Source organism: Pseudomonas sp. B21-035 (genome assembly GCF_024748945.1).
Lineage (GTDB): Bacteria > Pseudomonadota > Gammaproteobacteria > Pseudomonadales > Pseudomonadaceae > Aquipseudomonas.
This window is the reverse complement of record NZ_CP087179.1, coordinates 4,154,546-4,179,752: the sequence shown is the minus strand read 5'-3', so window position 1 is coordinate 4,179,752 and position 25,207 is coordinate 4,154,546. Positions and strand designations below refer to the sequence as shown.

The 25,207-nt window shown below is 62.4% G+C and carries 25 protein-coding genes and 5 tRNA genes; 25 read left to right on the top strand and 5 right to left on the bottom strand.

What is annotated here, in order from left to right; all coding sequences use genetic code 11:
• Nucleotides 1-88: 88 nt before the first annotated feature.
• The 12 genes from LOY22_RS18960 (at nt 89) to LOY22_RS18905 (ending at nt 9,854) form a co-directional block, all read left to right on the top strand.
• Nucleotides 89-616 carry a YceD family protein gene (locus LOY22_RS18960; protein ID WP_045195168.1) on the top strand — a complete coding sequence of 176 codons (528 nt, stop codon included), beginning with the start codon at nt 89-91 and terminating at the stop codon, nt 614-616.
• Between the two features lie 13 nt (nt 617-629).
• Entirely contained in the window at nt 630-812 is a 183-nt protein-coding gene (gene rpmF, locus LOY22_RS18955; RefSeq protein WP_010223221.1) for a 50S ribosomal protein L32, read from the top strand.
• 3 nt (nt 813-815) lie between these two features.
• On the top strand, nt 816-1,826 hold the full coding sequence (plsX, locus tag LOY22_RS18950) for a phosphate acyltransferase PlsX (protein ID WP_082075402.1): 1,011 nt from the start codon (nt 816-818) through the stop codon (nt 1,824-1,826).
• Nucleotides 1,827-1,955: 129 nt separating this feature from the next.
• Nucleotides 1,956-2,894: an ACP S-malonyltransferase gene (gene fabD, locus LOY22_RS18945; protein ID WP_093380581.1), complete on the top strand. Its 939-nt coding sequence runs from the start codon at nt 1,956-1,958 to the stop codon at nt 2,892-2,894.
• A 16-nt stretch (nt 2,895-2,910) separates the two neighbouring features.
• Entirely contained in the window at nt 2,911-3,651 is a 741-nt protein-coding gene (gene fabG, locus LOY22_RS18940; RefSeq protein WP_038994156.1) for a 3-oxoacyl-ACP reductase FabG, read from the top strand.
• Nucleotides 3,652-3,847: 196 nt separating this feature from the next.
• On the top strand, nt 3,848-4,084 hold the full coding sequence (gene acpP / locus LOY22_RS18935) for an acyl carrier protein (RefSeq protein ID WP_003175607.1): 237 nt from the start codon (nt 3,848-3,850) through the stop codon (nt 4,082-4,084).
• A 104-nt stretch (nt 4,085-4,188) separates the two neighbouring features.
• Complete coding sequence (gene fabF, locus LOY22_RS18930; protein ID WP_045195160.1) at nt 4,189-5,433, top strand: beta-ketoacyl-ACP synthase II; 1,245 nt, start codon at nt 4,189-4,191, stop codon at nt 5,431-5,433.
• Nucleotides 5,433-6,248 carry an aminodeoxychorismate lyase gene (gene pabC / locus LOY22_RS18925; RefSeq protein ID WP_093380584.1) on the top strand — a complete coding sequence of 272 codons (816 nt, stop codon included), beginning with the start codon at nt 5,433-5,435 and terminating at the stop codon, nt 6,246-6,248. The genes fabF and pabC overlap by 1 nt, the downstream gene beginning before the upstream one ends.
• 3 nt (nt 6,249-6,251) lie before the next feature.
• Nucleotides 6,252-7,397, top strand: coding sequence for an endolytic transglycosylase MltG (gene mltG, locus LOY22_RS18920; RefSeq protein ID WP_093380587.1), 1,146 nt, complete (start codon nt 6,252-6,254; stop codon nt 7,395-7,397).
• 19 nt (nt 7,398-7,416) lie between these two features.
• Nucleotides 7,417-8,049 (top strand): dTMP kinase, encoded by a 633-nt coding sequence (gene tmk / locus LOY22_RS18915; RefSeq protein ID WP_045195155.1) that lies wholly within the window; start codon nt 7,417-7,419, stop codon nt 8,047-8,049.
• Nucleotides 8,042-9,028: a DNA polymerase III subunit delta' gene (locus tag LOY22_RS18910; protein ID WP_258594441.1), complete on the top strand. Its 987-nt coding sequence runs from the start codon at nt 8,042-8,044 to the stop codon at nt 9,026-9,028. The genes tmk and LOY22_RS18910 overlap by 8 nt, the downstream gene beginning before the upstream one ends.
• Before the next feature lie 43 nt (nt 9,029-9,071).
• Nucleotides 9,072-9,854, top strand: coding sequence for a TatD family hydrolase (locus tag LOY22_RS18905; protein ID WP_093380593.1), 783 nt, complete (start codon nt 9,072-9,074; stop codon nt 9,852-9,854).
• Between the two features lie 235 nt (nt 9,855-10,089).
• Here LOY22_RS18905 and LOY22_RS18900 read toward each other — a convergent pair whose 3' ends face one another.
• The gene (locus tag LOY22_RS18900; protein WP_258594439.1) at nt 10,090-11,223 is read right to left on the bottom strand and encodes an aminotransferase class V-fold PLP-dependent enzyme; all 1,134 of its coding nucleotides are present in this window, start codon (nt 11,221-11,223) and stop codon (nt 10,090-10,092) included.
• 72 nt (nt 11,224-11,295) lie between these two features.
• Between LOY22_RS18900 and LOY22_RS18895 the strand changes: the two genes are divergently transcribed.
• From LOY22_RS18895 to LOY22_RS18880, 4 genes are all read left to right on the top strand, one after another.
• Nucleotides 11,296-11,934 carry a TetR/AcrR family transcriptional regulator gene (locus tag LOY22_RS18895; protein ID WP_045195146.1) on the top strand — a complete coding sequence of 213 codons (639 nt, stop codon included), beginning with the start codon at nt 11,296-11,298 and terminating at the stop codon, nt 11,932-11,934.
• A 127-nt stretch (nt 11,935-12,061) separates the two neighbouring features.
• Nucleotides 12,062-13,030: a GTP 3',8-cyclase MoaA gene (locus LOY22_RS18890; RefSeq protein WP_045195144.1), complete on the top strand. Its 969-nt coding sequence runs from the start codon at nt 12,062-12,064 to the stop codon at nt 13,028-13,030.
• Nucleotides 13,031-13,096: 66 nt separating this feature from the next.
• Complete coding sequence (locus tag LOY22_RS18885; RefSeq protein WP_258594437.1) at nt 13,097-13,702, top strand: DUF4823 domain-containing protein; 606 nt, start codon at nt 13,097-13,099, stop codon at nt 13,700-13,702.
• A 10-nt stretch (nt 13,703-13,712) separates the two neighbouring features.
• The gene (locus LOY22_RS18880; RefSeq protein ID WP_258594435.1) at nt 13,713-14,273 is read left to right on the top strand and encodes a DUF1285 domain-containing protein; all 561 of its coding nucleotides are present in this window, start codon (nt 13,713-13,715) and stop codon (nt 14,271-14,273) included.
• A gap of 105 nt (nt 14,274-14,378) precedes the next feature.
• On the opposite strand, the gene LOY22_RS18875 is transcribed toward LOY22_RS18880, so the two are convergent.
• Both LOY22_RS18875 and LOY22_RS18870 read right to left on the bottom strand, forming a co-directional pair.
• Nucleotides 14,379-14,454, bottom strand: a tRNA-Asn gene (locus tag LOY22_RS18875).
• Nucleotides 14,455-14,517: 63 nt separating this feature from the next.
• Nucleotides 14,518-15,714: an amino acid aminotransferase gene (locus tag LOY22_RS18870; protein ID WP_093380602.1), complete on the bottom strand. Its 1,197-nt coding sequence runs from the start codon at nt 15,712-15,714 to the stop codon at nt 14,518-14,520.
• Between the two features lie 308 nt (nt 15,715-16,022).
• Here LOY22_RS18870 and uvrB point away from each other — a divergent pair, with 308 nt between their 5' ends.
• Nucleotides 16,023-18,038: an excinuclease ABC subunit UvrB gene (gene uvrB / locus LOY22_RS18865; RefSeq protein ID WP_213603597.1), complete on the top strand. Its 2,016-nt coding sequence runs from the start codon at nt 16,023-16,025 to the stop codon at nt 18,036-18,038.
• Nucleotides 18,039-18,123: 85 nt separating this feature from the next.
• On the opposite strand, the gene LOY22_RS18860 is transcribed toward uvrB, so the two are convergent.
• Complete coding sequence (locus LOY22_RS18860; RefSeq protein WP_045195135.1) at nt 18,124-19,674, bottom strand: MDR family MFS transporter; 1,551 nt, start codon at nt 19,672-19,674, stop codon at nt 18,124-18,126.
• Complete coding sequence (locus LOY22_RS18855) at nt 19,664-20,713, bottom strand: HlyD family secretion protein (protein ID WP_045195134.1); 1,050 nt, start codon at nt 20,711-20,713, stop codon at nt 19,664-19,666. The genes LOY22_RS18860 and LOY22_RS18855 overlap by 11 nt, the downstream gene beginning before the upstream one ends.
• A gap of 144 nt (nt 20,714-20,857) precedes the next feature.
• On the opposite strand from LOY22_RS18855, the gene gltX reads away from it, so the two are divergent.
• The 8 genes from gltX to LOY22_RS18815 all read left to right on the top strand — a co-directional run bounded on the left by gltX (nt 20,858) and on the right by LOY22_RS18815 (nt 25,164).
• Nucleotides 20,858-22,339, top strand: a complete 1,482-nt coding sequence (gene gltX / locus LOY22_RS18850; protein ID WP_045195132.1) for a glutamate--tRNA ligase — start codon at nt 20,858-20,860, stop codon at nt 22,337-22,339.
• A 280-nt stretch (nt 22,340-22,619) separates the two neighbouring features.
• Nucleotides 22,620-22,695, top strand: a tRNA-Ala gene (locus LOY22_RS18845).
• 79 nt (nt 22,696-22,774) lie between these two features.
• Nucleotides 22,775-22,850, top strand: a tRNA-Glu gene (locus LOY22_RS18840).
• Between the two features lie 53 nt (nt 22,851-22,903).
• Nucleotides 22,904-22,979: transfer RNA gene (locus tag LOY22_RS18835), tRNA-Ala, on the top strand.
• A 44-nt stretch (nt 22,980-23,023) separates the two neighbouring features.
• Nucleotides 23,024-23,099, top strand: a tRNA-Glu gene (locus LOY22_RS18830).
• A gap of 178 nt (nt 23,100-23,277) precedes the next feature.
• Nucleotides 23,278-23,817, top strand: coding sequence for a TetR/AcrR family transcriptional regulator (locus LOY22_RS18825; RefSeq protein WP_045195130.1), 540 nt, complete (start codon nt 23,278-23,280; stop codon nt 23,815-23,817).
• A 28-nt stretch (nt 23,818-23,845) separates the two neighbouring features.
• Entirely contained in the window at nt 23,846-24,679 is an 834-nt protein-coding gene (locus LOY22_RS18820) for an alpha/beta fold hydrolase (RefSeq protein WP_123567284.1), read from the top strand.
• 44 nt (nt 24,680-24,723) lie between these two features.
• A complete protein-coding gene (locus tag LOY22_RS18815; protein ID WP_045195126.1) occupies nt 24,724-25,164 on the top strand; it encodes a thioesterase family protein in 441 nt (146 codons plus the stop codon).
• Nucleotides 25,165-25,207 lie beyond the last annotated feature (43 nt).

Below are 25,207 nucleotides of genomic sequence, written 5' to 3'. Positions count from 1 at the left end.
TCCTGAACAGGTGAAACGATTCTAACATGCTGAACGGAGCCGAATTTCCTTTGACAGGGGCGGGGGTCATCCCTAGAATGCTGCGCCTATGTTGAATGACCCGATTCCACCTCACGTTGACCCGCGCAAATTGGCCGATCGTGGTGTTTCCCTCGAAGGAACACTGCAGCTCGCCGATTTGGAGAGACTCTGCGACCCGCTTTCCGACACTGTCGGTACGGTGCAGGCTAAATTCGATTTTGAGCGCGACGAGCAGAAGGCTGTGGTTATCCACACCGACCTGCGCGTCGAGGTCAAGATGGTTTGCCAGCGTTGTCTTGAGCTGGTCACCCTGCCGATCCACAGCGAATGTACTTACGCCGTGGTGAAGGAGGGTGCGAATACCCAGTCGTTGCCGAAAGGTTATGACGTGCTGGAACTGGGCGAAGATCCTTTGGATCTGCAGGCCTTGGTCGAGGAAGAGCTTCTGCTCGCCTTGCCTATCGTGCCTGCTCATCATCCGGAAGAATGCCAGCAGCCGGCGGGCGCCGATGAGCCCGAACCGAGCAAGGACGAGGTAACACGGTCCAACCCGTTCAGTGTATTGGCGCAGTTAAAGCGTGACCCAAACGTTTAGGAGTTAATCAATTATGGCTGTTCAGCAGAACAAAAAATCCCGCTCTGCCCGTGACATGCGCCGTTCGCACGACGCCCTCTCGGAAAACGCTCTGTCCGTAGAGAAAACCACTGGTGAAGTGCACCTGCGTCACCACGTATCGCCAGAAGGCGTATACCGTGGTCGTAAAGTGATCGACAAGGGCGCTGACGAGTAATCCTTGTCCGCTCAGATCATCGCGATTGACGCAATGGGCGGGGACTTCGGTCCCCGCAGCATTGTTCAGGCGAGTATTGCTTGCCTGTCGGCTACCCCCTCGCTGCACCTGACCCTTGTCGGTCAACCCTCCCTCCTTGAAGATCTGATCGCTGGCCAGTCGGCAGCGGATCGCGCGCGCCTGCAGATCGTGGCCGCCAGCGAAGTGATCGGCATGGACGAGCGGCCGTCACAGGCGCTGCGCAGCAAGCCCGATTCGTCCATGCGCGTGGCCCTCGAATTATTGCGTGATGGCAAGGTTCAGGCCTGCGTCAGTGCCGGCAACACCGGTGCGCTGATGGCCCTTTCGCGCTATGTGCTGAAAACCCTGCCCGGTATCGATCGCCCGGCCATGGTTGCCGCCATTCCCACCCAGACCGGCTATTGCCAGCTGCTCGACCTGGGCGCCAATGTCGACTGCAGTGCAGAAAACCTCTATCAGTTTGCCGTGATGGGCTCGGTGGCCGCCCAGGCCCTGGGTATCTCGCGCCCGCGCGTAGCCTTGCTCAATGTTGGCACTGAAGACATCAAGGGCAACCAGCAGGTCAAGCTTGCGGCCAGCCTGCTGCAGAACGCCCGCGGCCTGAACTACATCGGTTTCGTCGAAGGTGACGGCTTGTACCGTGGCGAGGCGGATGTGGTGGTGTGCGACGGTTTTGTCGGCAATATCCTGCTCAAGTCCAGCGAGGGCCTGGCGACCATGATCGGCTCGCGCATCGAGGCGTTGTTCAAGGGCGGGCTCGGCGCGCGCCTGGCCGGCGCCGTGGCCATGCCCCTGCTGCGCCGCCTGCAGGCTGACCTGGCGCCGGCGCGACATAATGGCGCAAGCTTTCTCGGCCTGCAGGGCATTGTCATCAAGAGCCATGGCTCTGCCGGGGTGCAGGGCTTGCAGAGCGCTATCCAGCGCGCTTTGATCGAGATCCAGGAGAACCTGCCGCAACGTTTGCACGGGCGCCTGGAAGACCTGTTGCTTTAGGCATATGCCTCAGGAAGTGGTTAAATGTGACCGCTTGGTCCTCGCTACCATCCAACTCTTCAGTTTCTTGTGCTCAGCCTGGTGCTGGGCGCTTAATTTCCGACGACAAGATTACTAGGGGCTTGTTCAATGTCTGCATCCCTCGCATTCGTCTTTCCCGGTCAAGGTTCGCAGTCCCTCGGCATGCTCGCCGAGCTGGGCGGCCAGCATCCGCTGGTCATTGATACCTTCCGTGAGGCCTCCGAGGCTCTGGGCTATGACCTCTGGGCGCTGACCCAGAACGGTCCGGAAGAGCAACTCAACCAAACCGACAAAACCCAGCCGGCCATCCTTACCGCCTCGATCGCCTTGTGGCGCCTGTGGCTGGCTGAGGGCGGCGCGCGTCCGGCGTTCGTTTCCGGTCACAGCCTGGGTGAGTACAGCGCCCTGGTCGCCGCCGGCAGCCTGAGCCTGGGTGACGCCGTTAAACTGGTCAAGCGCCGCGGCGAGCTCATGCAAGAGGCCGTACCGGCCGGGCAGGGCGCCATGGCGGCAATCCTGGGTCTGGACGATGCCGCTGTCGTGGATATCTGCGCAAAAGCAGCCCAGGGCGAAGTGGTCAGCGCGGTGAACTTCAACTCGCCAGGTCAGGTAGTCATCGCCGGTGCCAAGGCCGCCGTTGAGCGTGCCATGGAAGCCTGTAAGGCTGCTGGCGCCAAGCGCGCACTGCCACTGCCGGTCAGCGTGCCGTCGCACTGTGAGCTGATGCGCCCGGCAGCCGAGCGCTTTGCCGAGTCGGTCAATGCCATCGACTGGCAGGCCCCGCAAATCCCGCTGGTGCAAAACGTCAGCGCTGCCGTTGCCGCGGACCTCGACACCCTCAAGCGCGATCTGCTGGAGCAGCTGTACAAGCCAGTGCGTTGGGTCGAGTGCGTGCAGACCCTGGTCGCCAATGGTGCGGTCAACCTGGTCGAATGCGGCCCGGGCAAGGTTCTGGCCGGTCTGAACAAGCGTTGCGCCGATGGCGTGACCACCTACAACCTCAATACCCCAGATGCTGTCGCCGCCACTCGTGCGGCGCTGGCCTGATTTAGGAGAAACTTGCATGAGCCTGCAAGGTAAAGTTGCCCTGGTTACCGGCGCCAGCCGTGGTATCGGCCAGGCTATCGCCCTGGAGCTGGGCCGTCTGGGCGCTACCGTGATCGGTACCGCCACCTCCGCTTCGGGCGCCGAGCGTATCGCCGCGACCCTCAAGGAGCACGGCATCACCGGCACTGGCCTTGAGCTGAACGTGACCAGCGACGAGTCGGTCACCGCTACCCTGGCCAAGATCCAGGAGCAGTTCGGTGCGCCGACCATTCTGGTCAACAACGCCGGCATCACCCGCGACAACCTCATGCTGCGCATGAAGGACGACGAGTGGTTCGACGTCATCGACACCAACCTGAACAGCCTCTACCGTCTGTCCAAGGGCGTGCTGCGCGGCATGACCAAGGCGCGCTGGGGTCGTATCATCAGCATCGGCTCGGTGGTCGGTGCCATGGGTAACGTCGGCCAGGTCAACTACGCTGCCGCCAAGGCCGGCCTGGAGGGCTTCAGCCGCGCCCTGGCGCGTGAAGTCGGCTCCCGCGCGATCACCGTCAACTCGGTGACCCCGGGCTTCATCGACACCGACATGACTCGCGAGCTGCCTGAAGCTCAGCGTGAAGCGCTACAGACCCAGATCCCCCTGGGGCGTCTGGGCCAGGCTCAGGAGATCGCCAATGTGGTGGCTTTCCTGGCCTCCGAAGGTGCAGGTTATGTCACCGGCGCGACCATTCCGGTCAACGGCGGCATGTACATGTAAAATTGAATGTGACGGATTGCATCAAAAAAATGTCATACGAGCTGTCTAAAATCCGTTATAAAGCTGCAACCAGATTCTAGTCGGTTGGCAGGTGTGGTCTTGCAAGGCGTGTTGCGCTTGAAAAGCAGACGTCTTTCTATACACTTACACACCGGCCAGCTGCCTGACATATGTCCATTAGGAGTGAAAACAAGGTATGAGCACCATCGAAGAACGCGTCAAGAAAATCGTCGCCGAGCAACTGGGCGTTAAAGAAGAAGAAGTAGTGAACACTGCTTCCTTCGTCGAAGATCTGGGTGCCGATTCCCTTGACACCGTTGAGCTGGTGATGGCTCTGGAAGAGGAATTCGAGACCGAAATCCCTGACGAAGAAGCCGAGAAGATCACTACTGTTCAAGCTGCTATCGACTACGTCACCAGCCACCAGGCCTAAGACGTTGTAGTCGTCGCTTCTTGTCATGGAAAAACCGCACTGCCTTCGCCGGCGTGCGGTTTTTTCTTTACAAGAGATGTAGTCAATTGAATAAGGAGAGTGCTGTGTCGCGTAGACGCGTCGTGGTCACCGGTATGGGTATGCTGTCGCCACTGGGTACGGATGTGCCGAGCAGTTGGCAGGGCATTCTGGCTGGCCGCAGTGGCATAGGTCTGATCGAGCATACTGACCTGTCTGCCTACTCCACCCGTTTTGGCGGCTCGGTAAAGGGCTTTGAAGTCGAGCAGTACCTGTCGGTCAAGGAAGCCCGCAAGCTCGATCTGTTCATTCAGTACGGCCTGGCAGCCGGTTTTCAGGCAGTGCGTAACGCCGGCCTGGAAGTGACCGATGCCAACCGCGAGCGCATTGGCGTGGCCATGGGCTCGGGTATCGGTGGCCTGACCAACATCGAAGAAACCAGCCGGACCTTGCATGACCAGGGCCCGCGGCGTATTTCGCCGTTCTTCGTGCCGGGTTCGATCATCAACATGATTTCCGGTTTCCTGTCGATCCACCTGGGTGTACAGGGGCCTAACTACGCTATTTCCACCGCCTGCACCACCGGTACCCACTGTATCGGCATGGCTGCGCGCAACATCGCCTTCGGTGAAGCCGACGTGATGATCGCCGGCGGTGCGGAAATGGCCGCCTGTGGCCTGGGCATGGGTGGTTTCGGTGCGTCGCGGGCGCTGTCGACCCGCAACGACGACCCGACCCGCGCCAGCCGTCCGTGGGACAAGGGCCGTGATGGCTTCGTCCTCGCCGACGGTGCCGGTGCGCTGGTACTCGAAGAGCTCGAGCACGCCAAGGCCCGCGGCGCGACCATCTATGCCGAGCTGGTAGGCTTTGGCATGAGTGGCGATGCCTACCACATGACCTCGCCGCCAGAAGATGGCAGCGGTGCCGCGCGCTGCATGGCCAACGCCCTGCGTGATGCCGGCCTGAACCCCGGCGAAGTCGATTACATCAACGCCCACGGCACCTCGACGCCGGCCGGCGACCTGGCAGAAAGCTCGGCGATCAAGTCGGTGTTTGGCGATCACGCCTACAAGCTGGCCGTCAGCTCGACCAAGTCGATGACCGGGCACCTGCTTGGCGCTGCCGGTGCCGTCGAGGCGATCTTCAGCGTGCTGTCGATCAACAGCCAGGTGGCGCCACCGACCATCAACCTGGACGAGCCGAGCGAAGGTTGCGACCTCGACTTCGTGCCGCACCAGGCGCGCAACATGCCGATCGAGGTGGTGCTGTCCAACTCCTTCGGTTTTGGTGGCACCAACGGCTCGCTGGTGTTCCGCCGGTTCGCCGGCTGATGCACAGCTGGGTCGATGGCCTGCCGGCAGATGCACTAACCCTGCAAAGCCGGGGGCTGGCCTATGGCGATGGTCTGTTCGAGACCATCGCCGTGCGCGCCGGTCGGCCATCGTTGCTCGAGTACCACCTCGAGCGCCTGGCGCTGGGTTGCCAGCGCCTGGCGATCAGCGCCGATCACGGCCTGATTCGCGACGAGCTATGCCGTTATGCCAGCTTGCTGGGTGACGGCGTGCTCAAGCTCATTGTTACCCGCGGCGACAGCCAGCGCGGCTACGCGCCGGCCGCTGGCGTGGCGCCACGACGAATTCTCCAGGGCAATCCCTTGCCCACCTATCCCGCAGGGCATGCCGAACAGGGCGTTCGCTTGTTCGATTGCCAGACCCGTCTGGCTGAGCAACCCTTGCTGGCAGGCTTGAAACACCTCAATCGCCTCGAGCAGGTGCTGGCCCGTGCCGAGTGGCAGGATGCCGCGCACGCCGAAGGTTTGATGCGCGATGTTTCCGGGCGCATCATCGAGGGGGTGTACAGCAACCTGTTCCTGGTGCGCGACGGCCAACTGCAGACTGCCGACCTGAGCCGCTGCGGCGTGGCCGGGGTCATGCGCGCAGCCTTGCTCGATCACGCCAGGGACGCCGCAATCGCTGTGCAGATTACCGACCTGAGCCTGCAGGACCTGCAGCAAGCTGACGAAGTGTTTGTCTGCAACAGCGTCTACGGCATCTGGCCGGTACAGGCTTTTACATCGCTGAACTGGCCGCCGGGGCCGCTCACCCGTAAACTGCAGGCCATTGCCCGTACGCTACTGGATGCCTGATTTGTGAGACGTAAATTCTTGGTGCTGCTGGAGATCGGCTTGATCCTGGCCGGCCTGACGCTGGGCTATTCGGCCTGGAAGGTAAAATCGGCGCTGGAGCAGACCCTGCACGTGTCCCAGGAGCAGTTGCTCGACGTGCCCACCGGTACCACCCCCAACCGCATGTTCTACCGCATGCAGAACGACGGGGTGCTGGAAGACGCCTTCTGGCTACGCCTGTACTGGCGCTTCAACATGGCTGGCGTGCCGCTGCATACCGGCGAGTACCGCATGACCCCGGGCATGACCGTGCGCGAGCTGTTCGAGGTCTGGCGTCGCGGTGATGTGGTGCAGTACACCCTGACGCTGGTCGAGGGCTGGAACTTCCGCCAGGTGCGTGCGGCGCTGGCCAGGCACGAGAAGATCAAGAAAACCATCGACGGCCTGAGTGATGCCGAGGTCATGGACAAGCTCGGCCATCCGGGGGTGTTCCCTGAAGGTCGGTTCTTCCCCGATACCTATCGCTTCGTGCGTGGCATGAGCGATGTCGAGTTCCTCCAGCAGGCCTACGCGCGCCTGGAAGAAGTGCTGGCCAAGGAATGGGCTGAGCGCTCCAGCGATGTGCCGTATCGCGATCCGTACCAGGCGCTGATCATGGCGTCGCTGGTCGAGAAGGAAACCGGCGTACCGCAAGAGCGCGGGCAAATTGCCGGGGTGTTCGTGCGGCGCATGCGCATCGGCATGCTGCTGCAGACCGACCCGACGGTGATCTACGGCATGGGCGAACGCTACAACGGCAAGATCACCCGCGCCGACCTGCGCGAGCCGACGCCGTACAACACCTACACCAACGCCGGCCTGCCGCCGACGCCGATTGCCATGGTTGGCCGCGAAGCCATTCATGCCGCGTTGAACCCGACGCCGGGCAGCAGCCTGTATTTCGTGGCGCGTGGCGATGGCAGCCATGTGTTCTCCGATGACCTCGATGCGCACAATTCGGCCGTGCGCGAGTACCAGATCAAGCGCCGTGCCGACTACCGTTCGAGCCCGGCCCCGGTTACCGAACCTGAACCCGAGGCCCAGCCGTCGGCGCCGCAATCGCCGGATGTCAGCCCTGAGCCGGCGACCGAGCAAGCGGCGCCGGCCAGCGACGCGGCCTCCCCGCAATGACCCACTGTAAGGACTGCCTGTGAGCGGCTTGTTTATCACCCTGGAAGGCCCTGAAGGCGCGGGCAAAAGCACCAATCGCGAGTACCTCGCCGAGCACCTGCGCGGCGCCGGCCTGGATGTCGTGCTGACCCGCGAGCCGGGCGGCACGCCGCTGGCCGAGCGAATCCGCGAACTGCTGCTGGCCCCCAGTGAAGAGAAGATGGATGCCGACACCGAGCTGCTGCTGGTGTTTGCCGCCCGTGCCCAGCACCTGGCCGAAGTCATTCGCCCGGCCCTGGCCCGTGGCGCGGTGGTGTTGTGCGACCGTTTTACCGATGCCACCTACGCCTATCAGGGCGGCGGGCGCGGCCTGTCGCTGGAGCGCATCGCCACCCTGGAGAATTTCGTCCAGGGCGATCTGCGCCCGGACCTGACCCTGGTGTTCGATCTGCCGGTGGCGATCGGTCTGTCGCGCGCTGCCGCCCGCGGCCGCCTGGACCGTTTCGAACAGGAAGGCCAGGCCTTCTTCGAGGCCGTGCGCCAGGCCTACCTGGCTCGCGCCCAGGCTTCGCCGCAGCAATACCGGCTGATTGATGCCGCTTTGCCGCTGGCCCAGGTACAGCAGGCGCTGGACGCCTTGCTGCCGCAGATTCTGGAGCGTTGCCGTGGCTGAGGCCTTTCCCTGGCAGCAGGCGCTGTGGCAGCAACTGGCCGGGCGCACCCAGCATGCCCATGCCTATCTGCTGCACGGTCCGCAAGGCATTGGCAAGCGGGCCCTGGCCGAGCGCCTGATGGCCTTGCTGCTGTGCCAGCGTGTGCAAGGGCTGCAGGCGTGTGGGCAGTGCAAGTCATGCCTGTTGCTCGCAGCCGGCAGCCACCCGGACAACTACGTGCTGGAGCCGGAAGAGGCCGACAAGCCGATCAAGGTCGACCAGGTCCGCGAGCTGGTGTCTTTCGTGGTGCAGACTGCGCAGTTGGGTGGGCGCAAAGTAATCTTGATCGAGCCGGTCGAGGCGATGAACGTCAACGCCGCCAACGCCTTGCTCAAAAGCCTTGAAGAGCCCTCGGGCAATACTGTTCTGCTGCTGGTCAGTCATCAGCCCAGCCGCCTGTTGCCAACCATCAAGAGCCGCTGCCAGCAGCAGGCCTGCCCGCTGCCGAGCCGCGAGCAAAGCCTGGCCTGGCTCGAACAGGCCTTGCCCGACTGCGACGAGCAAGAGCGCCTGGAGTTGCTCAGCCTGGCCGCCGGCTCGCCGTTGGCGGCCGTCAGTCTGCAGGCCCAGGGTGTGCGCGAGCAGCGCGCGCTGGTGGTCGATGGGGTGAAGAAGCTGCTCAAGCAGCAGCAATCGCCTAGCCAGCTGGCCGACGCCTGGAATGCTATTCCCTTGCTGCAACTGTTCGACTGGTTCTGCGACTGGTCCAGCCTGGTCCTGCGTTATCAGTTGACCCAGGACGAGGAGGGTTTAGGCTTGAGCGATATGCGCAAGGTGGTCCAGTACCTGGCGCAGAAGAGCAGCCAGGCCAGGGTCCTGGAGATCCAGGACTGGATTCTGGCCCAGCGCCAGAAGGTCCTGGGCAAGGCCAACCTCAATCGGGTGCTGTTGCTCGAGGCGCTGCTGGCGTCCTGGGCGATGTTGCCGGGCCAGCGTTGAGCTGTGCCGTTCCTTCATTTCTTTTCAGCGTTGTCATGTACCCATGCTTGTAGATTCCCATTGCCACCTCGACCGTCTTGACCTCACCGCCCACCAGGGCTCCCTGGATGCGGCCCTGGACGCTGCCCGCGCGCGCGGCGTCGGCCACTTCCTGTGCATCGGCATCAGCGCCGACAACGCCCAGGCGGTCAAGGACCTGAGCGAGCGTTACAGTGATGTCGACTGCTCGGTGGGCATCCACCCGCTCGACCTCACCCCCGATGGCGCTCCGCCGCTGGACTGGCTGCTCAAGGAGCTGGAGCACCCGCATGTGGTGGCGATTGGCGAGACCGGCCTGGACTATCACTACGAGCCGGACGCGGCTCAGGTGCAGCAGGACTCGTTCCGCCTGCACCTGGAGGCAGCCAGGGTAACCGGCAAGCCGGTGATCATCCATACCCGCGCGGCGCGCGCCGACACTCTGGCCTTGCTGCGTGAAGCGGACCTCAAGCAGGCCGGCGTTCTGCATTGCTTCACTGAAGACTGGGACATGGCCAGGGCGGCGCTGGACCTGGGCTACTACATTTCGCTGTCGGGCATCGTCACCTTCCGTAATGCCGATGCGTTGCGCGATGTGGCCCGCCAGGTGCCCGCCGATCGGCTACTGGTCGAGACCGACTCGCCGTACCTGGCGCCGATCCCCTACCGCGGCAAGGCCAACTTGCCAGAGTACGTGCGTGAAGTGGCGGAGTTCGTGGCGATGGTGCGCGGTGAAAGTTATGAGCAACTGGCTGAACAGACCACGGCCAACTTCAAGCGCCTGTTTCCGTTGGCGCGGGTGGCCTGAGCCCGCGGGCGGTAAAAACCGCAGGCAAAAAAAACCCGGGTTCTGGGGGGTGAATCCGGGTTAAGACCATTAGGAGTAAAACAAAGGCACGCGGTCCCTGAGCACCTTTATCGGCGCGCCACATGGGGGGATGCGCTGCGCCAACACCTGAAGTATTGGCCAGGATTGACGCGCCGCCAGCCACAGCTGGTCGTTTTTTAAACAGATTTGGAATACGCCTGCCGCTGCTGAGCACTCATCGCTCTGCGATCTCGCGCACAATGGCCAGAGTTTCGTCGATTATCTGCCTAGGTGTGTAGAAGTGCGGGGAAAATCGCACCCCGGGGCCACGCGGAATGCAGATCACCTGTTCCTGCTTGAGGCGCTGATAAACCTGGGCGTTCTCGACGCCCTCAATGCTGAAGGACACGATCCCTGAGCGACGCGCAGGCTCCTGCGGGCTGTGTACGCGGACCCCAGGGATCGCTGCCAGGCCTTCGTTGAGCCAGTGCACCCGCTCCAGCAGCGCTGTGGCCACCTGATCCATGCCCACTTCTTCGAGCAGCGCCAGGCTTGCCTCCAGCGCCGCTGCACCAAGCATGTTCGGGCTGCCGCATTCAAAGCGCCGGGCGCTGTGGGCCGGCTGCCATTCGCTGCGGCTGTAGTCGCCCATGTGTTCGAGCATGTGCCAGCCGTACTCGCTGAGCTTGAGCAGCGGGCGGACCTCGGCGCGGCAATAGAACACCCCGAGGCCTTCCGGGCCGAGCATCCATTTGTGCCCATCGGCCATGGCAAAGTCGCACTGATAGGCCTGGACGTCGAAGGGCAGGGCGCCCAATTGCTGGATGGCGTCGATGCAGAACAACACCTCACGCTCACGACAGCCTTGGCCCAGACGCACCAGGTCAAGGCGCAGGCCGCTGGCAAACTGCACGGCGCTGATTGCCAGCAGGCGCACCTTGGGGCCGCAGGCCGCGAGCAAGGCCGCCTCCGGGTCGCTGCCCTTGAGGCTTACCTGGATGACGCTGACGCCTTTGTCGGCCAGGGCTTCCCAGACAATCCGGTTGGAGGGGAATTCTTCGTCGCTGATGACGATCTGGTCGCCGGCCTGCCAGTCGATACCGAAGGCGACGAAAGACAGCGCTTCGGAGGTGTTCTTGACCAATGCGATGTCATCCGTCGACGGTGCATTCGTCAGGCGCATCAGGCGTTCACGTAAACGCTGCTCCATGGCCATCCAGTCCGGATAGTCCCTTGCACCGAGCAAAACGTTCTCGCTGGCGAAGCGCGAAACCGCCTGGCTGGCGCGTTTGGGCCAGGGTGCGACCGCGGCATGGTTCAGATAACGAAGCCCCGGGGCCTGTTCAAACTCATCAAGAAACATAGACATGGTTGGATGATCCGTGCATTTTGGCGCAAGTTAGGCATAATAACCGGCTTCGATTTTGATCCAGTCCTTCTTATGCAGAAAGAACCTCGTAAGGTCCGTGAGTTTCGTCGCCGAGAGCAAGAAATTCTCGATACCGCGCTCAAGCTGTTTCTCGAACAGGGTGAAGACAGTGTCACCGTCGAGATGATCGCTGATGCCGTCGGTATCGGCAAAGGCACGATCTACAAGCATTTCAAATCCAAGGCGGAGATCTACCTGCGCCTGATGCTCGACTACGAGCGCGATTTGAACGAACTGCTGCACTCTGCCGACGTCGACCGCGACAAGGAAGCCCTGTCGCGCGCCTACTTCGAATTCCGCATGCGTGATCCGCAGCGCTACCGCCTGTTCGACCGTCTCGAAGAGAAGGTGGTCAAGGGCAACCAGGTGCCGGAGATGGTCGAGGAGTTGCACAAGATCCGCGCCTCCAACTTCGACCGCCTGACCCTGCTGATCAAGGGTCGCATCAGCGAAGGCAAGCTTGAGGACGTACCGCCGTACTTCCACTACTGCGCGGCCTGGGCCCTTGTGCATGGGGCCGTGGCGCTCTACCACTCGCCGTTCTGGAGCAACGTCCTGGAAGATCAGGAAGGCTTCTTCCAGTTCCTCATGGACATTGGCGTGCGCATGGGCAACAAGCGCAAGCGCGACCCGGATACCGCCGGTAGCTGAGACATTCAGCCAAACCATGGCGCTACTGGGATTGGGTGGCGAGGAATATACTCAGGTATGAGGCTTGCAAAAACCTGATTTTTGAGTCAGGTTTTGCAGGCCCGATTCACCCATGCCGGAGTCACCCATGATCGTCGACCGCCAAGGCAGGCGTTTTCGCAATTTGCGTGTCAGCCTCACGGCTGCCTGCAACTACGCCTGTACCTATTGTGTGCCCGACGGCAAGCGTCTGGTCGCGGCCCAGGACGAGCTCTCGGCCGAGGCCATGGCCCGCGGCGTGGCTTATCTGGTCGAGGCCGCCGGTATCGAGCGGGTGCGCGTCACCGGCGGCGAGCCGCTGGTCAGCCCCAAGCTGGAAACCTTCCTCAGCTCCATTGCCAATCTGGGCCTGGATGAAATCAGCCTGACCACCAACGGCCAGTTGCTGGCGCGCAAGCTGCCGTTGCTGCGCGCGGCGGGTATCCGTCGCCTCAACGTTTCCCTCGACACCCTTGATCCGGATGCCTTCCGGCGTATTGCCCGTGGCGGCGACCTGGCCACTGTGCTCGACGGCATGAGCCAGGCCAGCGCCGCCGGCATGCAGATCAAGGTCAACATGGTGCCGTTGCGCGGGCAGAACTTCGACCAGGTGCTGCCGCTGCTGGAGTACTGCCTGGCCCACGGCTACGAGCTGCGCTTCATCGAACTGATGCGCATGGGGCACCTGGCGCGCGACAGCAATGCCTTTTTGCAGCAGTTCGTCAGCCTTGAGCACTTGCTGCAATTGATCGGCGAGCAGTACGAGTACCTGCAGGCCAACGCGCCGGTGGATGCCACCGCCTTGCGCTACCAGATCCCGGGCCAGGGTTATTTTGGCGTGATCGCCAACGAGAGCGTGCCGTTCTGCCGTACCTGTTCGCGTTTGCGCCTGTCCTCCACCGGCTGGCTGCACGGTTGCCTGTCGTCGAGCAACCGTCACTATATCGGCGACCTGCTCGACAAGCCGCGCCACCAGGCCTTGCCGGCGCTACAGGGCTTGCTGGTCAAAGCCCTTGGCGACAAGCAGCCGGTGGCGTTTTCGGGCGGCGCGACGGTGATGAAAATCATCGGCGGCTAAGACTGGCGCAAAAGCTGCATCTGCCAGCTGTTCGCCGGTTTTCCGTCACCGGCCACTGGAGGATAGATGCGTAGCCTGGTTTTGCTGCTGGCGCTGACGGCGCTGGGCGGCTGCATGAATGTCAGCGATATGGGCGAGGGTGCCCTTTATCACATGAGCGATGCCGGTCTGCTCGATCACAGCGACACCCGTCGTTCGCTGTCGGTGCGCCTGCAGCCTGATTCATTCATTTACATTGGCCAGGGTGCTTTCGTGCCATCAGGCAAGGGCCCGTACCCGCGGCCCAACGTCGTGGCTGAAGAAGCCTTCAAGGGCTTTGTCGAGTACTTCCCGCTGGTTCGCCGTGCCCCTGCGCCGCTGGGCCTTGAGCAAGCGCTGATCGAAGCGCGTGAAGTCGGCGCCCATTACCTGCTGTACACCCGTTTTGCCCGCACCGACGATCGCATCGGCAATGGCGATGAGTGGTATGACGAGCAGGCGGTCGATCGTCTGGGTATCGATACTGGAGTGGTGCAGCTGATGCTGATTGAAACCAGCACCCGTTACCTGATCGACACCGCGCGGATCAAAAGCCGCGGCGGTTTGCTGACGTTCCACGACAACAAGCCGGAAGATTTGCTCCGCCCGCCACTCGAGGATTACGCTCGCAGTCTGTTGGGCATGAGTCGTTAAGGAGAGGGTGATGCAAGACACCGGCAAGGCCAATGATCTGCTGGCGCAGATTCCCAAGGCAGAAAAGGGCCTGCCGCCCGTGCACCTGTGGAACCCGGATTTTTGCGGCGACATCGACATGCGCATCGCCCGTGACGGCACCTGGTACTACCTGGGTACGCCGATCGGGCGCAAGCCGATGGTGCGGCTGTTCTCGACCATCATCCGCCGCGACGGTGACGACTACTTCCTGGTGACGCCAGTGGAGAAGGTCGGCATCAAGGTCGATGACGCGCCCTTTGTTGCGGTTAGCCTGGAGGTGCATGGCGAGGGTGAGCAGCAATTGTTGCGCTTTACCAGCAATGTCGACGACCAGGTCGAGGCCGGCCCCGAGCATCCGCTGCGCTTTGAAATCGACGCGCAGACCCAGGAGCCTTCGCCGTACGTGCACATGCGTAGCAACCTCGAAGCGTTGATCCATCGCAATGTCTTCTACCAGTTGGTCGAACTGGCGGTGCCCAGGCAGATCGATGGCCAGCAGTGGCTGGGCGTCTGGAGTAGTGGCTGTTTCTACCCCATCGGCCGGACCTGATCGTCCGCCCGGTTTTCCCTGAGGGGTGACCGGGCTGTGCGATTTAATCTGCCAGAAACGAAAAAACCTCCAGTGCTCAGGGCAACTGGAGGTTTTTCAGGTGTTTGGCTCCGCGACCAGGACTCGAACCTGGGACCCAATGATTAACAGTCATTTGCTCTACCGACTGAGCTATCGCGGAATCTGTGGCGTATCTTACTGATTGCTAAGGGGAAGTCAAGCCTCCCCTATGCAATTGAGTAAATTACAGGACCTCGACGATCGCCTTGGTCACCACATGGATGTTGCTTTGGTTCAGCGAGGCGACGCAGATGCGACCGGTATCCAGAGCATAGATACCGAACTCATTCTTCAGGCGCGCGACCTGCTCAACGGTCAGGCCCGAGTAGGAGAACATGCCGCACTGGCGACCGACGAAGCTGAAGTCCTGCTTGGCGCCGTACTCGGCCAGCAGCTCGACCATCTGCTTGCGCATGCCGTGGATGCGCTGGCGCATCTCGGCCAGCTCGTCTTCCCACATCTTGCGCAGCTCTGGGCTGTTGAGCACGGTGGCGACGATGGTCGCGCCGTGGGTCGGCGGGTTGGAGTAGTTGGTGCGGATCACGCGCTTGACTTGCGACAGCACGCGGGTGGCCTCTTCCTTGGACTCGGTGACGATCGACAGGGCGCCAACGCGCTCGCCGTACAGCGAGAAGGATTTGGAGAACGAGCTGGAGACGAAGAAGTCCAGGCCCGACTCGGCGAACAGGCGTACCGCGGCGGCGTCTTCAGTGATGCCGGCGCCAAAGCCCTGGTAGGCCATGTCGAGGAACGGCACGTGGCCTTTGGCCTTGACCACTTCGAGGACGTTTTTCCAGTCTTCTGGCGTCAGGTCGACACCGGTCGGGTTGTGGCAGCAGGCGTGCAGCACAATGATCGAGCCGGACGGCAGGGCGTTGAGGTCTTCGAGCATGCCGCTGCGGTTGACGTCGTGGGTGGCGGCGTCGTAGTAGCGGTAGTTCTGGACCGGGAAGCCAGCGGTTTCGAACAGGGCGCGGTGGTTTTCCCAGCTCGGGTCGCTGATGGCGACGACGGCGTTCGGCGACAGCTGCTTGAGGAAGTCGGCACCGATCTTCAGGGCGCCGGTACCGCCGACGGCCTGGGTGGTGATTACGCGACCGGCGCTCAGCAGTGGCGACTCGGCACCGAACAGCAGCTTCTGTACGGCCTGGTCGTAAGCGACGATACCGTCGATCGGCAGGTAACCGCGGGAAGCGTGCTGGGCAGCGCGCTGGGTTTCGGCTTCGATCACTGCACGCAGCAGTGGGATACGCCCTTCTTCGTTGCAGTAAACACCTACACCCAGGTTGACCTTGTTGCTACGGGTATCGGCGTTGAAAGCTTCGTTGAGGCCCAGAATGGGATCGCGTGGTGCCAGCTCGACAGCGGAAAACAGGCTCATTATTACCTTGGCTCTGAATGGAGAGTGGAAGAGGTCGCACGCTCCAGTCGCTTGCACTAGAGCGGTGCACAAACGGGGAGTCAGTATAGTGATACCGCTCGGTCACGGCGACAGTCTGCCGCAGCTTTTCCTGCTGTTTGACCGAATATTTTTCGACCGTTAGTCGATTTCACCGGTCCATACTCAGAAATGCCCGGGTTACTCAGTTGAAACTGGCGCAATGGGCCCTTAATTCGGTATAACTACTGTCTATAAATACAGTTGCCCGCGCCAGCGATGAAACCATCGCGATCACACAGAGGTTTGTCATGTCCGAGTTCCAGCTCGTCACCCGTTTCCAGCCGGCCGGCGACCAGCCCGAGGCCATTCGCCTGATGGTCGAAGGAATCGAGGCGGGCCTTGCGCACCAGACCCTGCTCGGGGTGACAGGCTCAGGCAAGACCTTCAGCATTGCCAACGTGATCGCCCAGGTGCAGCGCCCGACATTGGTACTGGCGCCGAACAAGACCCTGGCGGCGCAGCTGTATGGCGAGTTCAAGTCATTCTTCCCGAACAACGCCGTCGAGTACTTCGTTTCCTACTACGACTACTACCAGCCCGAAGCCTACGTGCCGTCCTCGGACACCTTTATCGAGAAGGACGCCTCGATCAACGACCATATCGAGCAGATGCGCCTGTCGGCGACCAAGGCGCTGCTGGAGCGCCGTGATGCGATCATCGTCACCACGGTGTCCTGCATCTATGGCCTGGGCAGCCCGGAAACCTACCTGAAGATGGTCCTGCACGTGGACCGCGGCGACAAGCTCGACCAGCGTGCGCTGCTGCGCCGCCTGGCCGACCTGCAGTACACCCGCAACGAAATGGACTTTGCCCGCGCTACCTTCCGCGTGCGCGGTGATGTGATCGATATCTTCCCGGCCGAATCGGACCTGGAAGCCATCCGCGTCGAGCTGTTCGACGACGAGGTCGAGAACATCGCCGCCTTCGATCCGCTGACCGGCGAGGTGATCCGCAAGCTGCCGCGTTTCACCTTCTACCCCAAGAGCCACTACGTGACCCCGCGCGAGACCCTGCTCGAGGCCGTGGACGGCATCAAGGAGGAACTGGCCCAGCGCCTTGAATACCTGCACAAGGCCAACAAGCTGGTCGAGGCCCAGCGCCTGGAGCAGCGCACCCGCTTTGACCTGGAGATGATCCTCGAGCTGGGTTACTGCAACGGCATCGAAAACTACTCGCGCTACCTCTCCGGGCGCCCGGCCGGGGCAGCGCCACCGACTCTTTACGACTATCTGCCGGACGATGCCCTGCTGGTAATTGACGAATCCCACGTCAGCGTTCCGCAAGTCGGCGCCATGTACAAGGGCGACCGCTCGCGCAAGGAAACCCTGGTCGAGTACGGCTTTCGCCTGCCCTCGGCGCTGGACAACCGGCCGATGCGCTTTGACGAGTGGGAAAACGTCAGCCCGCAGACCATCTTCGTTTCTGCGACCCCCGGCAACTACGAGGCCGAACATGCTGGCCGGGTGGTCGAGCAGGTAGTACGCCCAACCGGCCTGGTCGATCCGCAGGTCGAAGTGCGCCCGGCCACCACCCAGGTCGACGACCTGCTCTCGGAGATCCGCAAGCGCGTGGCCGTGGAGGAGCGCGTGCTGGTCACCACCCTGACCAAACGCATGGCCGAGGACCTCACCGACTACCTGGCCGACCACGATGTGCGCGTGCGCTACCTGCACTCGGACATCGATACAGTGGAGCGGGTCGAGATCATCCGCGACCTGCGCCTGGGTACCTTCGATGTGCTGGTGGGCATCAACCTGCTGCGTGAAGGCCTGGATATGCCGGAGGTATCGCTGGTGGCGATTCTCGATGCCGACAAGGAAGGTTTCCTGCGTTCCGAGCGCTCGCTGATCCAGACCATCGGCCGCGCGGCGCGTAACCTCAATGGCCGGGCGATCCTCTATGCCGACAACATGACCGGCTCCATGCAGCGGGCGATTGGCGAGACCGAGCGGCGCCGCGACAAGCAGATCGCCTTCAACGCCGCCAACGGCATCGTGCCCAAGGGCGTGGTCAAGGACATCACCGACATCATGGAAGGCGCCAACGTGCCTGGCTCGCGCAGCAAGAAGCGCAAGGGCATGGCCAAGGCGGCAGAGGAGAGCGCCCGTTACGAAGCCGAACTGCGCTCACCGGGCGAGATCGCCAAGCGCATCAAGCAGCTGGAAGAGAAAATGTACCAGCTGGCGCGGGACCTGGAGTTCGAAGCGGCGGCGCAGTTGCGCGACGAGATTACCGCGCTGCGCGAGCGGATGATCACCACCTGAGGGCCTTATCGCTGGCCCTATGATTGCCTTACCTGTGGGAGCGGCGGTGCGACGCCTCGACTTGACCCGCGATAAGGCGCCGCGATTAGTGCGCTTCCCCAGCCTTCAACCCCTGCGGCAATTTGCGCGTCATCACCACCGCCAGCATGCTGATCGCCAAGCCGATGCCGACAAAGTGAAAGGCATCGTTATAGGCCATGATCATCGCCTGCTGGTGGGTGATTTCACTCAGCTTGCCCAGCGCCGCCGCATCGCTGCCCAGTCGCTCTGCCAGTTGCGCCAGACGCTCCGCGACTTGCGGGTTGCTCGGCACGATCGACTCGCGCAGGTAATCGAAATACACCTTGGTACGTGCATCCAGCAAGGTCGCCAGCAAGGCGATGCCGATGGCGCCACCCAGGTTGCGCAAGATGTTGAACAGGCTCGAGGCCGAGCCGGCGTCCTGTGGCTGGATGTACGCGGTGGCAATCAGCGAGATGGTCACCATGATCATCGGTTGGCCGAGGGCGCGGATGATCTGGATATGGTTGAACTGCTCGCCGGCAAAGTCCGGGTTGAGCACCCCGGAGCCGAAACTGGCCAGGCCGAACAGGCCGAAACCCAGGGTGCAGAGGATCTTCGGTGAAATCACCTTCATCAGCTGCGGCACCAGCGGAATCAGGAACAGCTGCGGAATGCCCATCCACATGATCACTTCACCGATCTGCAGGGCGTTGTAGTTCTGGATCTGCGCCAGGTAAAGCGGCAGCAGGTAGATCGAACCGTACAAACCCACGCCCATGCCCAGGCTGGCAATGCTCGACAGGCCGAAGTTGCGGTTGCCAAGGATGCGCAGGTTGATCAGCGGGTTGGGTTTGGAAAACTGCAGGATCACGAAGGTGATCAGGCTGAGCAGGGCGATGCTGCCCAGGGTGACGATCAGGCTCGATTCCAGCCAGTCCTTGCGGTGGCCTTCCTCTAGAAACACCTGCAGGCAGCCAAGGCCGACGCCCAGCGTGACGATACCGGCATAGTCAGTGCTTTTCAGCAGTTCCCAATGGGCTTCTTTCTTCTCCAGGCCGTACAGCAAGCCGCCGATCATGATCAGCCCCGGCGGGATGTTGATGTAGAAGATGTACTCCCAGCCCCAGTTCTCGGTCAGCCAGCCACCCAGGGTCGGGCCGATCGAGGGGGCGAAGGTGGCGGTCATGGCGAACATGGCCATGCCCTTGGCCCGGTGGTGCTCGGGCAGCTTGATCAGGGTCAGGGTGAAGGCCAGGGGGATCAGCGCGCCGCCGGTAAAGCCCTGCATGGCGCGGAAGACGATCATGCTCTCCAGGTTCCAGGCCATGGAGCAGAGCAGCGATGAGGCCAGAAAGCCCAGCGACACCCACACCGCCAGGCGCCGCGCCGACAGCAGCTGCACCAGCCAGGCGGTGAGCGGGATCATGATGATCTCGGCCACCAGGTAGGAGGTGGAAATCCACGAGCCTTCCTCCAGGGTTGCCGACAGCGCGCCCTGGATGTCCTTGAGCGAGGAATTGGTGATCTGGATGTCCAGCACCGCCATGAAGGCGCCGAGCATCACGCTCATTACCGCGATCCAGTCGCGCCGGCTGGGTTCGCCGGCGGGACGGATCAACTGGTCACCGGCCATGGTCGGCGTTGTCGCGGATATCAACGGTGGCGGTTACCGACATGCCCGGGCGGATCTTGCCGTGCAGCGGGTTGTTGGCGGCGAAGGTCAGTTTTACCGGAATGCGCTGCACCACCTTGGTGAAGTTGCCGGTGGCGTTGTCGGGCGGCAGCAGGCTGAACTGCGCGCCGGAGGCGGCGAACAGGCTGTCGACCCGCGCTTCGATCGGGGTGTCCGGGTAGCTGTCGAACAGCAGTTCAGCCTTTTGCCCGGGCTGCATGTGGCCGATCTGGGTTTCTTTGAAGTTGGCCTGAATCCAGATGTCTTCATCGGGGACGATCGACAGCAGGTAGGCGCCGGCCTGGACCACCTGGCCATTGCGCGCGGCGCGCTGGCCGATGATGCCGCTGATCGGGGCGTGGATTTCGCTGCGGGTCAGGTTCAGCTCGGCCTGGGCCAGGTCGGCGCGGGCGTTGACGATCTGCGCATCGAGGCGCTTGATCTCGGCGGCCAGGGCGTTGACCTGCTGGCGCTGGCCTTGCAGGTCGGCCTGGGCCTTGCTCACCTGGGAGCGGGCGACGTGGTTTTCGGCTGACAGTGTGGTGACCCGTTCTTCCGAGACAAAGCCCGGTTTGCGCAGGGCCTCGGCGCGGTTCAGGTCCAGTTGCGCACGGCCGAGGGTGGCCTGGTTAGCGGCAACCTGCGCTTTTCCTGCGGCAATCAGGCTGGCTTGTTGGGTGAGCCGGCTTTCGGCCTGCAGGCGTTCGGCTTCGCGGGTATCGAGGGCGGCGCGGGCGCGTTCAACGGCCAGGCGAAAATCTTCGGGCTCAAGGCGCACCAGCAGGTCGCCCTTGGCCACGTGCTGGTTGTCCTGTACCAGCACTTGATCGATGCGCGCGCTCAGCTGGCTGGAAACCCGGGTTATTTCGCCCTGCACGTAGGCGTTGTCGGTGCTTTCATAGAAGCGTCCCTTGAAGTACCAGTGGGCCAGGAAGGCGAGGGCAATCAGCAGGACAAGGGCAAGAAAAATCAGCAGGCGACGCTTGAGTTGGGCAGGCATGGGTACGATCGTTGTAAAAATGTAAGCAAATTTAACAGCGTTTGCAGCCGTGCTTACAAGTGCCGATCGCGCCCATTGCTGGAGCCCGGTGCCCGCTCCCTGTTAACATCCAGCCTTTGTTTCATCTCTAGTTCGAGACTGTCCATGACCACCGTTCGCACGCGTATCGCGCCTTCGCCTACTGGCGATCCCCACGTCGGCACCGCTTACATCGCCCTGTTCAACTACTGCTTTGCCAAGCAGCACGGCGGCGAGTTCATCCTGCGTATCGAAGATACCGACCAGTTGCGCTCGACCCGCGAGTCGGAACAGCAAATCTTCGACGCTCTGCGCTGGCTCGGCATCGAGTGGAGCGAAGGTCCGGACGTCGGCGGCCCGCATGGCCCTTACCGGCAGAGCGAGCGGGGCGATATCTACAAGCAGTACGCCCAGCAACTGGTCGACCTTGGCCACGCCTTCCCGTGCTTCTGCACCGCCGAAGAGCTCGACCAGATGCGTGCCGAGCAGATGGCCCGCGGCGAAACCCCGCGCTACGACGGTCGCGCCTTGCTGCTGTCGGCTGAAGAAGTGCAGCGCCGCCTGGCCGCTGGCGAGCCGCACGTGATCCGCATGAAGGTGCCGAGCGAAGGCGTCTGCGTGGTCCCGGACATGCTCCGTGGCGACGTCGAAATCCCGTGGGACCGCATGGACATGCAGGTGCTGATGAAGACCGACGGCCTGCCGACCTACTTCCTGGCCAACGTCGTCGATGACCACCTGATGGGCATCACCCACGTGCTGCGCGGCGAAGAATGGCTGCCGTCGGCGCCCAAGCTGATCAAGCTGTACGAGTACTTCGGCTGGGAACAACCGACCCTGTGCTACATGCCGCTGCTGCGTAACCCGGACAAGAGCAAGCTGTCCAAGCGCAAGAACCCGACCTCGGTGACCTTCTACGAGCGCATGGGCTTCATGCCCGAAGCCATGCTCAACTACCTGGGCCGCATGGGCTGGTCGATGCCGGACGAGCGCGAGAAATTCTCCCTGGCCGAGATGGTCGAGCACTTCGACCTGTCGCGGGTGTCCCTCGGCGGGCCGATCTTCGACATCGAGAAGCTGTCGTGGCTCAATGGCCAGTGGCTGCGCGAACTGCCGGTAGAGGAATTCGCTGCGCGCCTGCAGAAATGGGCGTTCAACAGCGACTACATGATGCAGATCGCGCCGCACGTGCAGGGCAGGGTAGAGACCTTCAGCCAGGTCGTGCCGCTGGGCGGCTTCTTCTTTGAAGGTGCGCTCAAGCTCGACGCCAAGCTGTTCGAAAGCAAAAAGCTCTCGGCCGACCAGGTACGCCAGGTGATCCAGCTGATCCTGTGGAAGCTCGAAAGCCTGCGCCAGTGGGAAAAAGAGCGGATCACCGCTTGCATCCAGGCGGTGGTCGAAGCCCTGGAGCTGAAGCTGCGTGATGCCATGCCGCTGATGTTTGCCGCCATCACCGGCCAGGCCAGCTCGGTTTCGGTGCTCGATGCCATGGAAATCCTCGGCCCGGACCTGACCCGCTACCGCCTGCGCCAGGCTCTGGACCTGCTCGGTGGTGTGTCGAAGAAAGAAAACAAAGAGTGGGAAAAGCTCCTGGGCACCATCGCCTGATTGTCTGACCTTGGTAAAACTTCGCGGGGCAAGCCTGCTCCTACCTGTTCAGTAGGCGCGGGCTTGCCCCGCGAAGAGGCCCGTAAACCCCTGTAAAACCGGGGTGTTTCATCCGCTCGGGCGGTAAGTGTTTGTTATCTCGGAAATTTTTTTTGAATTTTGTTGAAAATATATTTGACAGGTTCGCCATCCGATCTTAATATGCGCCCCGTCCACAGCGATGAACGAAAACGAAACGCGAAGCACCCAGCCAAGCGATTCAAGTTCAAAGCGACATTGTGGGGCTATAGCTCAGCTGGGAGAGCGCCTGCATGGCATGCAGGAGGTCAGCGGTTCGATCCCGCTTAGCTCCACCAAATTCCGATTCGCAGTCAGCTAGACTGACTGCGGAATCAACCGGGTTCCAGCGACCGGGTTGGTAAGGTAAGAAGGTTCGTCCCCTTCGTCTAGTGGCCTAGGACACCGCCCTTTCACGGCGGTAACAGGGGTTCGAGTCCCCTAGGGGACGCCAGTTTTACACAAGCGACATCGAAAGAAGTCGCTGGGCCGCGAGGCTAGAAATCTGGGGCTATAGCTCAGCTGGGAGAGCGCCTGCATGGCATGCAGGAGGTCAGCGGTTCGATCCCGCTTAGCTCCACCAATTTTGCCAGGATTCGTGAAAACGGATCTGCACGAAGGTTACAAGTCCCCTTCGTCTAGTGGCCTAGGACACCGCCCTTTCACGGCGGTAACAGGGGTTCGAGTCCCCTAGGGGACGCCATTTTACCCACTTTGTGGGATTTCAAGGCTCATTCGATTATTGAATGAGCCTTTTGTTTTTGTCTTGAAAAAACTTCTCCTCACGCCTTTCTTGCCTGACGCGACCAGCGGCAGCAATTTCTGCTTGCTAAAAAATATGATGAGAATAATATTCTAACCATAATATTTTGGAGGCGAGCATGAACGACAAAAAGGCCAAGACCCGCGAACGGATTCTCGATGCTGCCTGCAGTGCGCTGATCCAGCATGGCCCCGCCGAGCCCAGCGTCAATCAGGTGATGGGCGCCGCCGGCCTGACCGTCGGTGGCTTCTACGCCCATTTCGACAGCAAGGACGCGTTGATGCTCGAAGCCTTTCGCCAGTTGCTGGGCGAGCGTCGGGCGCTGCTCGCCGAAGTAGACCCGAACATGAGCGGCGAGGAGCGCCGGGCTCTGGTTGCCGCCTTCTACCTGTCGCGCAAGCACCGCGACGCCACCGAGCGTGCCTGCCCGCTGCCCACCTCGCTGGGCGAAATGGCGCGCCTTCCGGAAGCCTTCCGCGAAGTGCTGGCCGAACACATTGAACTGATGATGGCCAACCTCGCCGACAGCCCGGAAGAGGCCGACAAGGTGCTCGCCGACATGGCCCTGATGATTGGTGGCCTGGCCCTGGCCCGGGCCCTGGGCACTGACGAGCTGTCTGACCGCATCCTGCGCGCCGCCAAGTCGGCGGTTGTCTGAACTACGCGATATCCACCGGAGTGAAGCGATGAATACCTTGAGCTGGATTCGTAGTGTTAACGGCACCCTCGGGCATCTGGCGCCGGAACATATCGCACGCAAGATGCGCCGTGCCTTCATGACCCCGCGCAACCGGCCGCCGCGAGACTGGGAGCTGCCGCTGCTGGCCCGCGCCGAGCGCATCACCTTGCGTTTCGGCCTCTCGGCACTGCGCTGGGGCCAGGGCCCGACCGTGCTGCTGATGCACGGCTGGGAAGGGCGCCCGACCCAGTTCGCCCACCTGATCGACAGCCTGGTCGACGCCGGTTACACCGCCGTGGCCCTGGAAGGCCCGGCCCATGGCCGCTCGCCGGGCAACGAAGCTAACGTGGTGCTGTTCGCCCGTGCCTTGCTGGAAGCCGCCGCCGAACTGCCGCCGCTCAAGGCCGTGGTTGGCCATTCCATGGGCGGCGCCAGCATGCTCCTGGCGTTGCAGTGGGGGCTGCGCGCCGAAGTGGCGGTGAGCATCGCCGCGCCGGCGCAGTTGCTTGGCGTGATCCGCGGTTTCGCTCGTCACCTGGGCATGCCGGCGCGGGCGCGGGCGGCGTTCATTCGCCAGATTGAGCGCGATGTCGGCGTGCAGATTTCTCGCCTGGATGTCAGCGGCTACCAACTGGAGCTGCCCGGCTTGATCGTGCATGCCGAGGACGACCAGTTGGTACCGGTAGACGAGTCCGACGCCATCCACCGCGCCTGGTTCGACAGCCGCCTGCTGCGCCTGCCCGACGGTGGTCACCTGCGGGTGCTGGCTGACCCACAAGTGCGCGAAGGGGTGCTGGCGCTGCTGCAGCGCAGCAGTTCACCGGCCCGGCAATCGGCCTGAGCATCCGGTACACTCTGCCCGTTAACCACGGATCTGGAGCGGGCATGAGTTGGGACCTGGCAACACCGTTCATCATCGACCTGCGGGTCGCTGCCGACGACATCGACGGCCTCGGCCACGCCAACAACGCGGTCTACGTCACCTGGCTCGAGCGCTGCGCCTGGCGCCACTCCCAGCGCCTGGGGCTGGACCTGGCCGAATACCGGCGCCTGGACCGGGCCATGGCGGTGGTCCGCCACGAAATCGACTACCTGGCCGCTGCCTACGAAGACGACGAGCTGCAACTGGCAACCTGGATCGTCGACTGGGACCAGCGGCTGAAAATGACCCGGCGCTTCCAGCTGGTCCGCCCCAGCGACGGCACCACCTTGCTGCGTGCGCAAACCACCTTCGTCTGCATCGAGTTATCCACAGGGCGACCCAAGCGCATGCCGGCCGAGTTTATCGACGGCTATGGCCCGGCGCTGATGGCCGGAGCGCTGTAAGCCGCGGATTTTGCTAGACTGCCGGCCTTTTCCAGCCGAGATG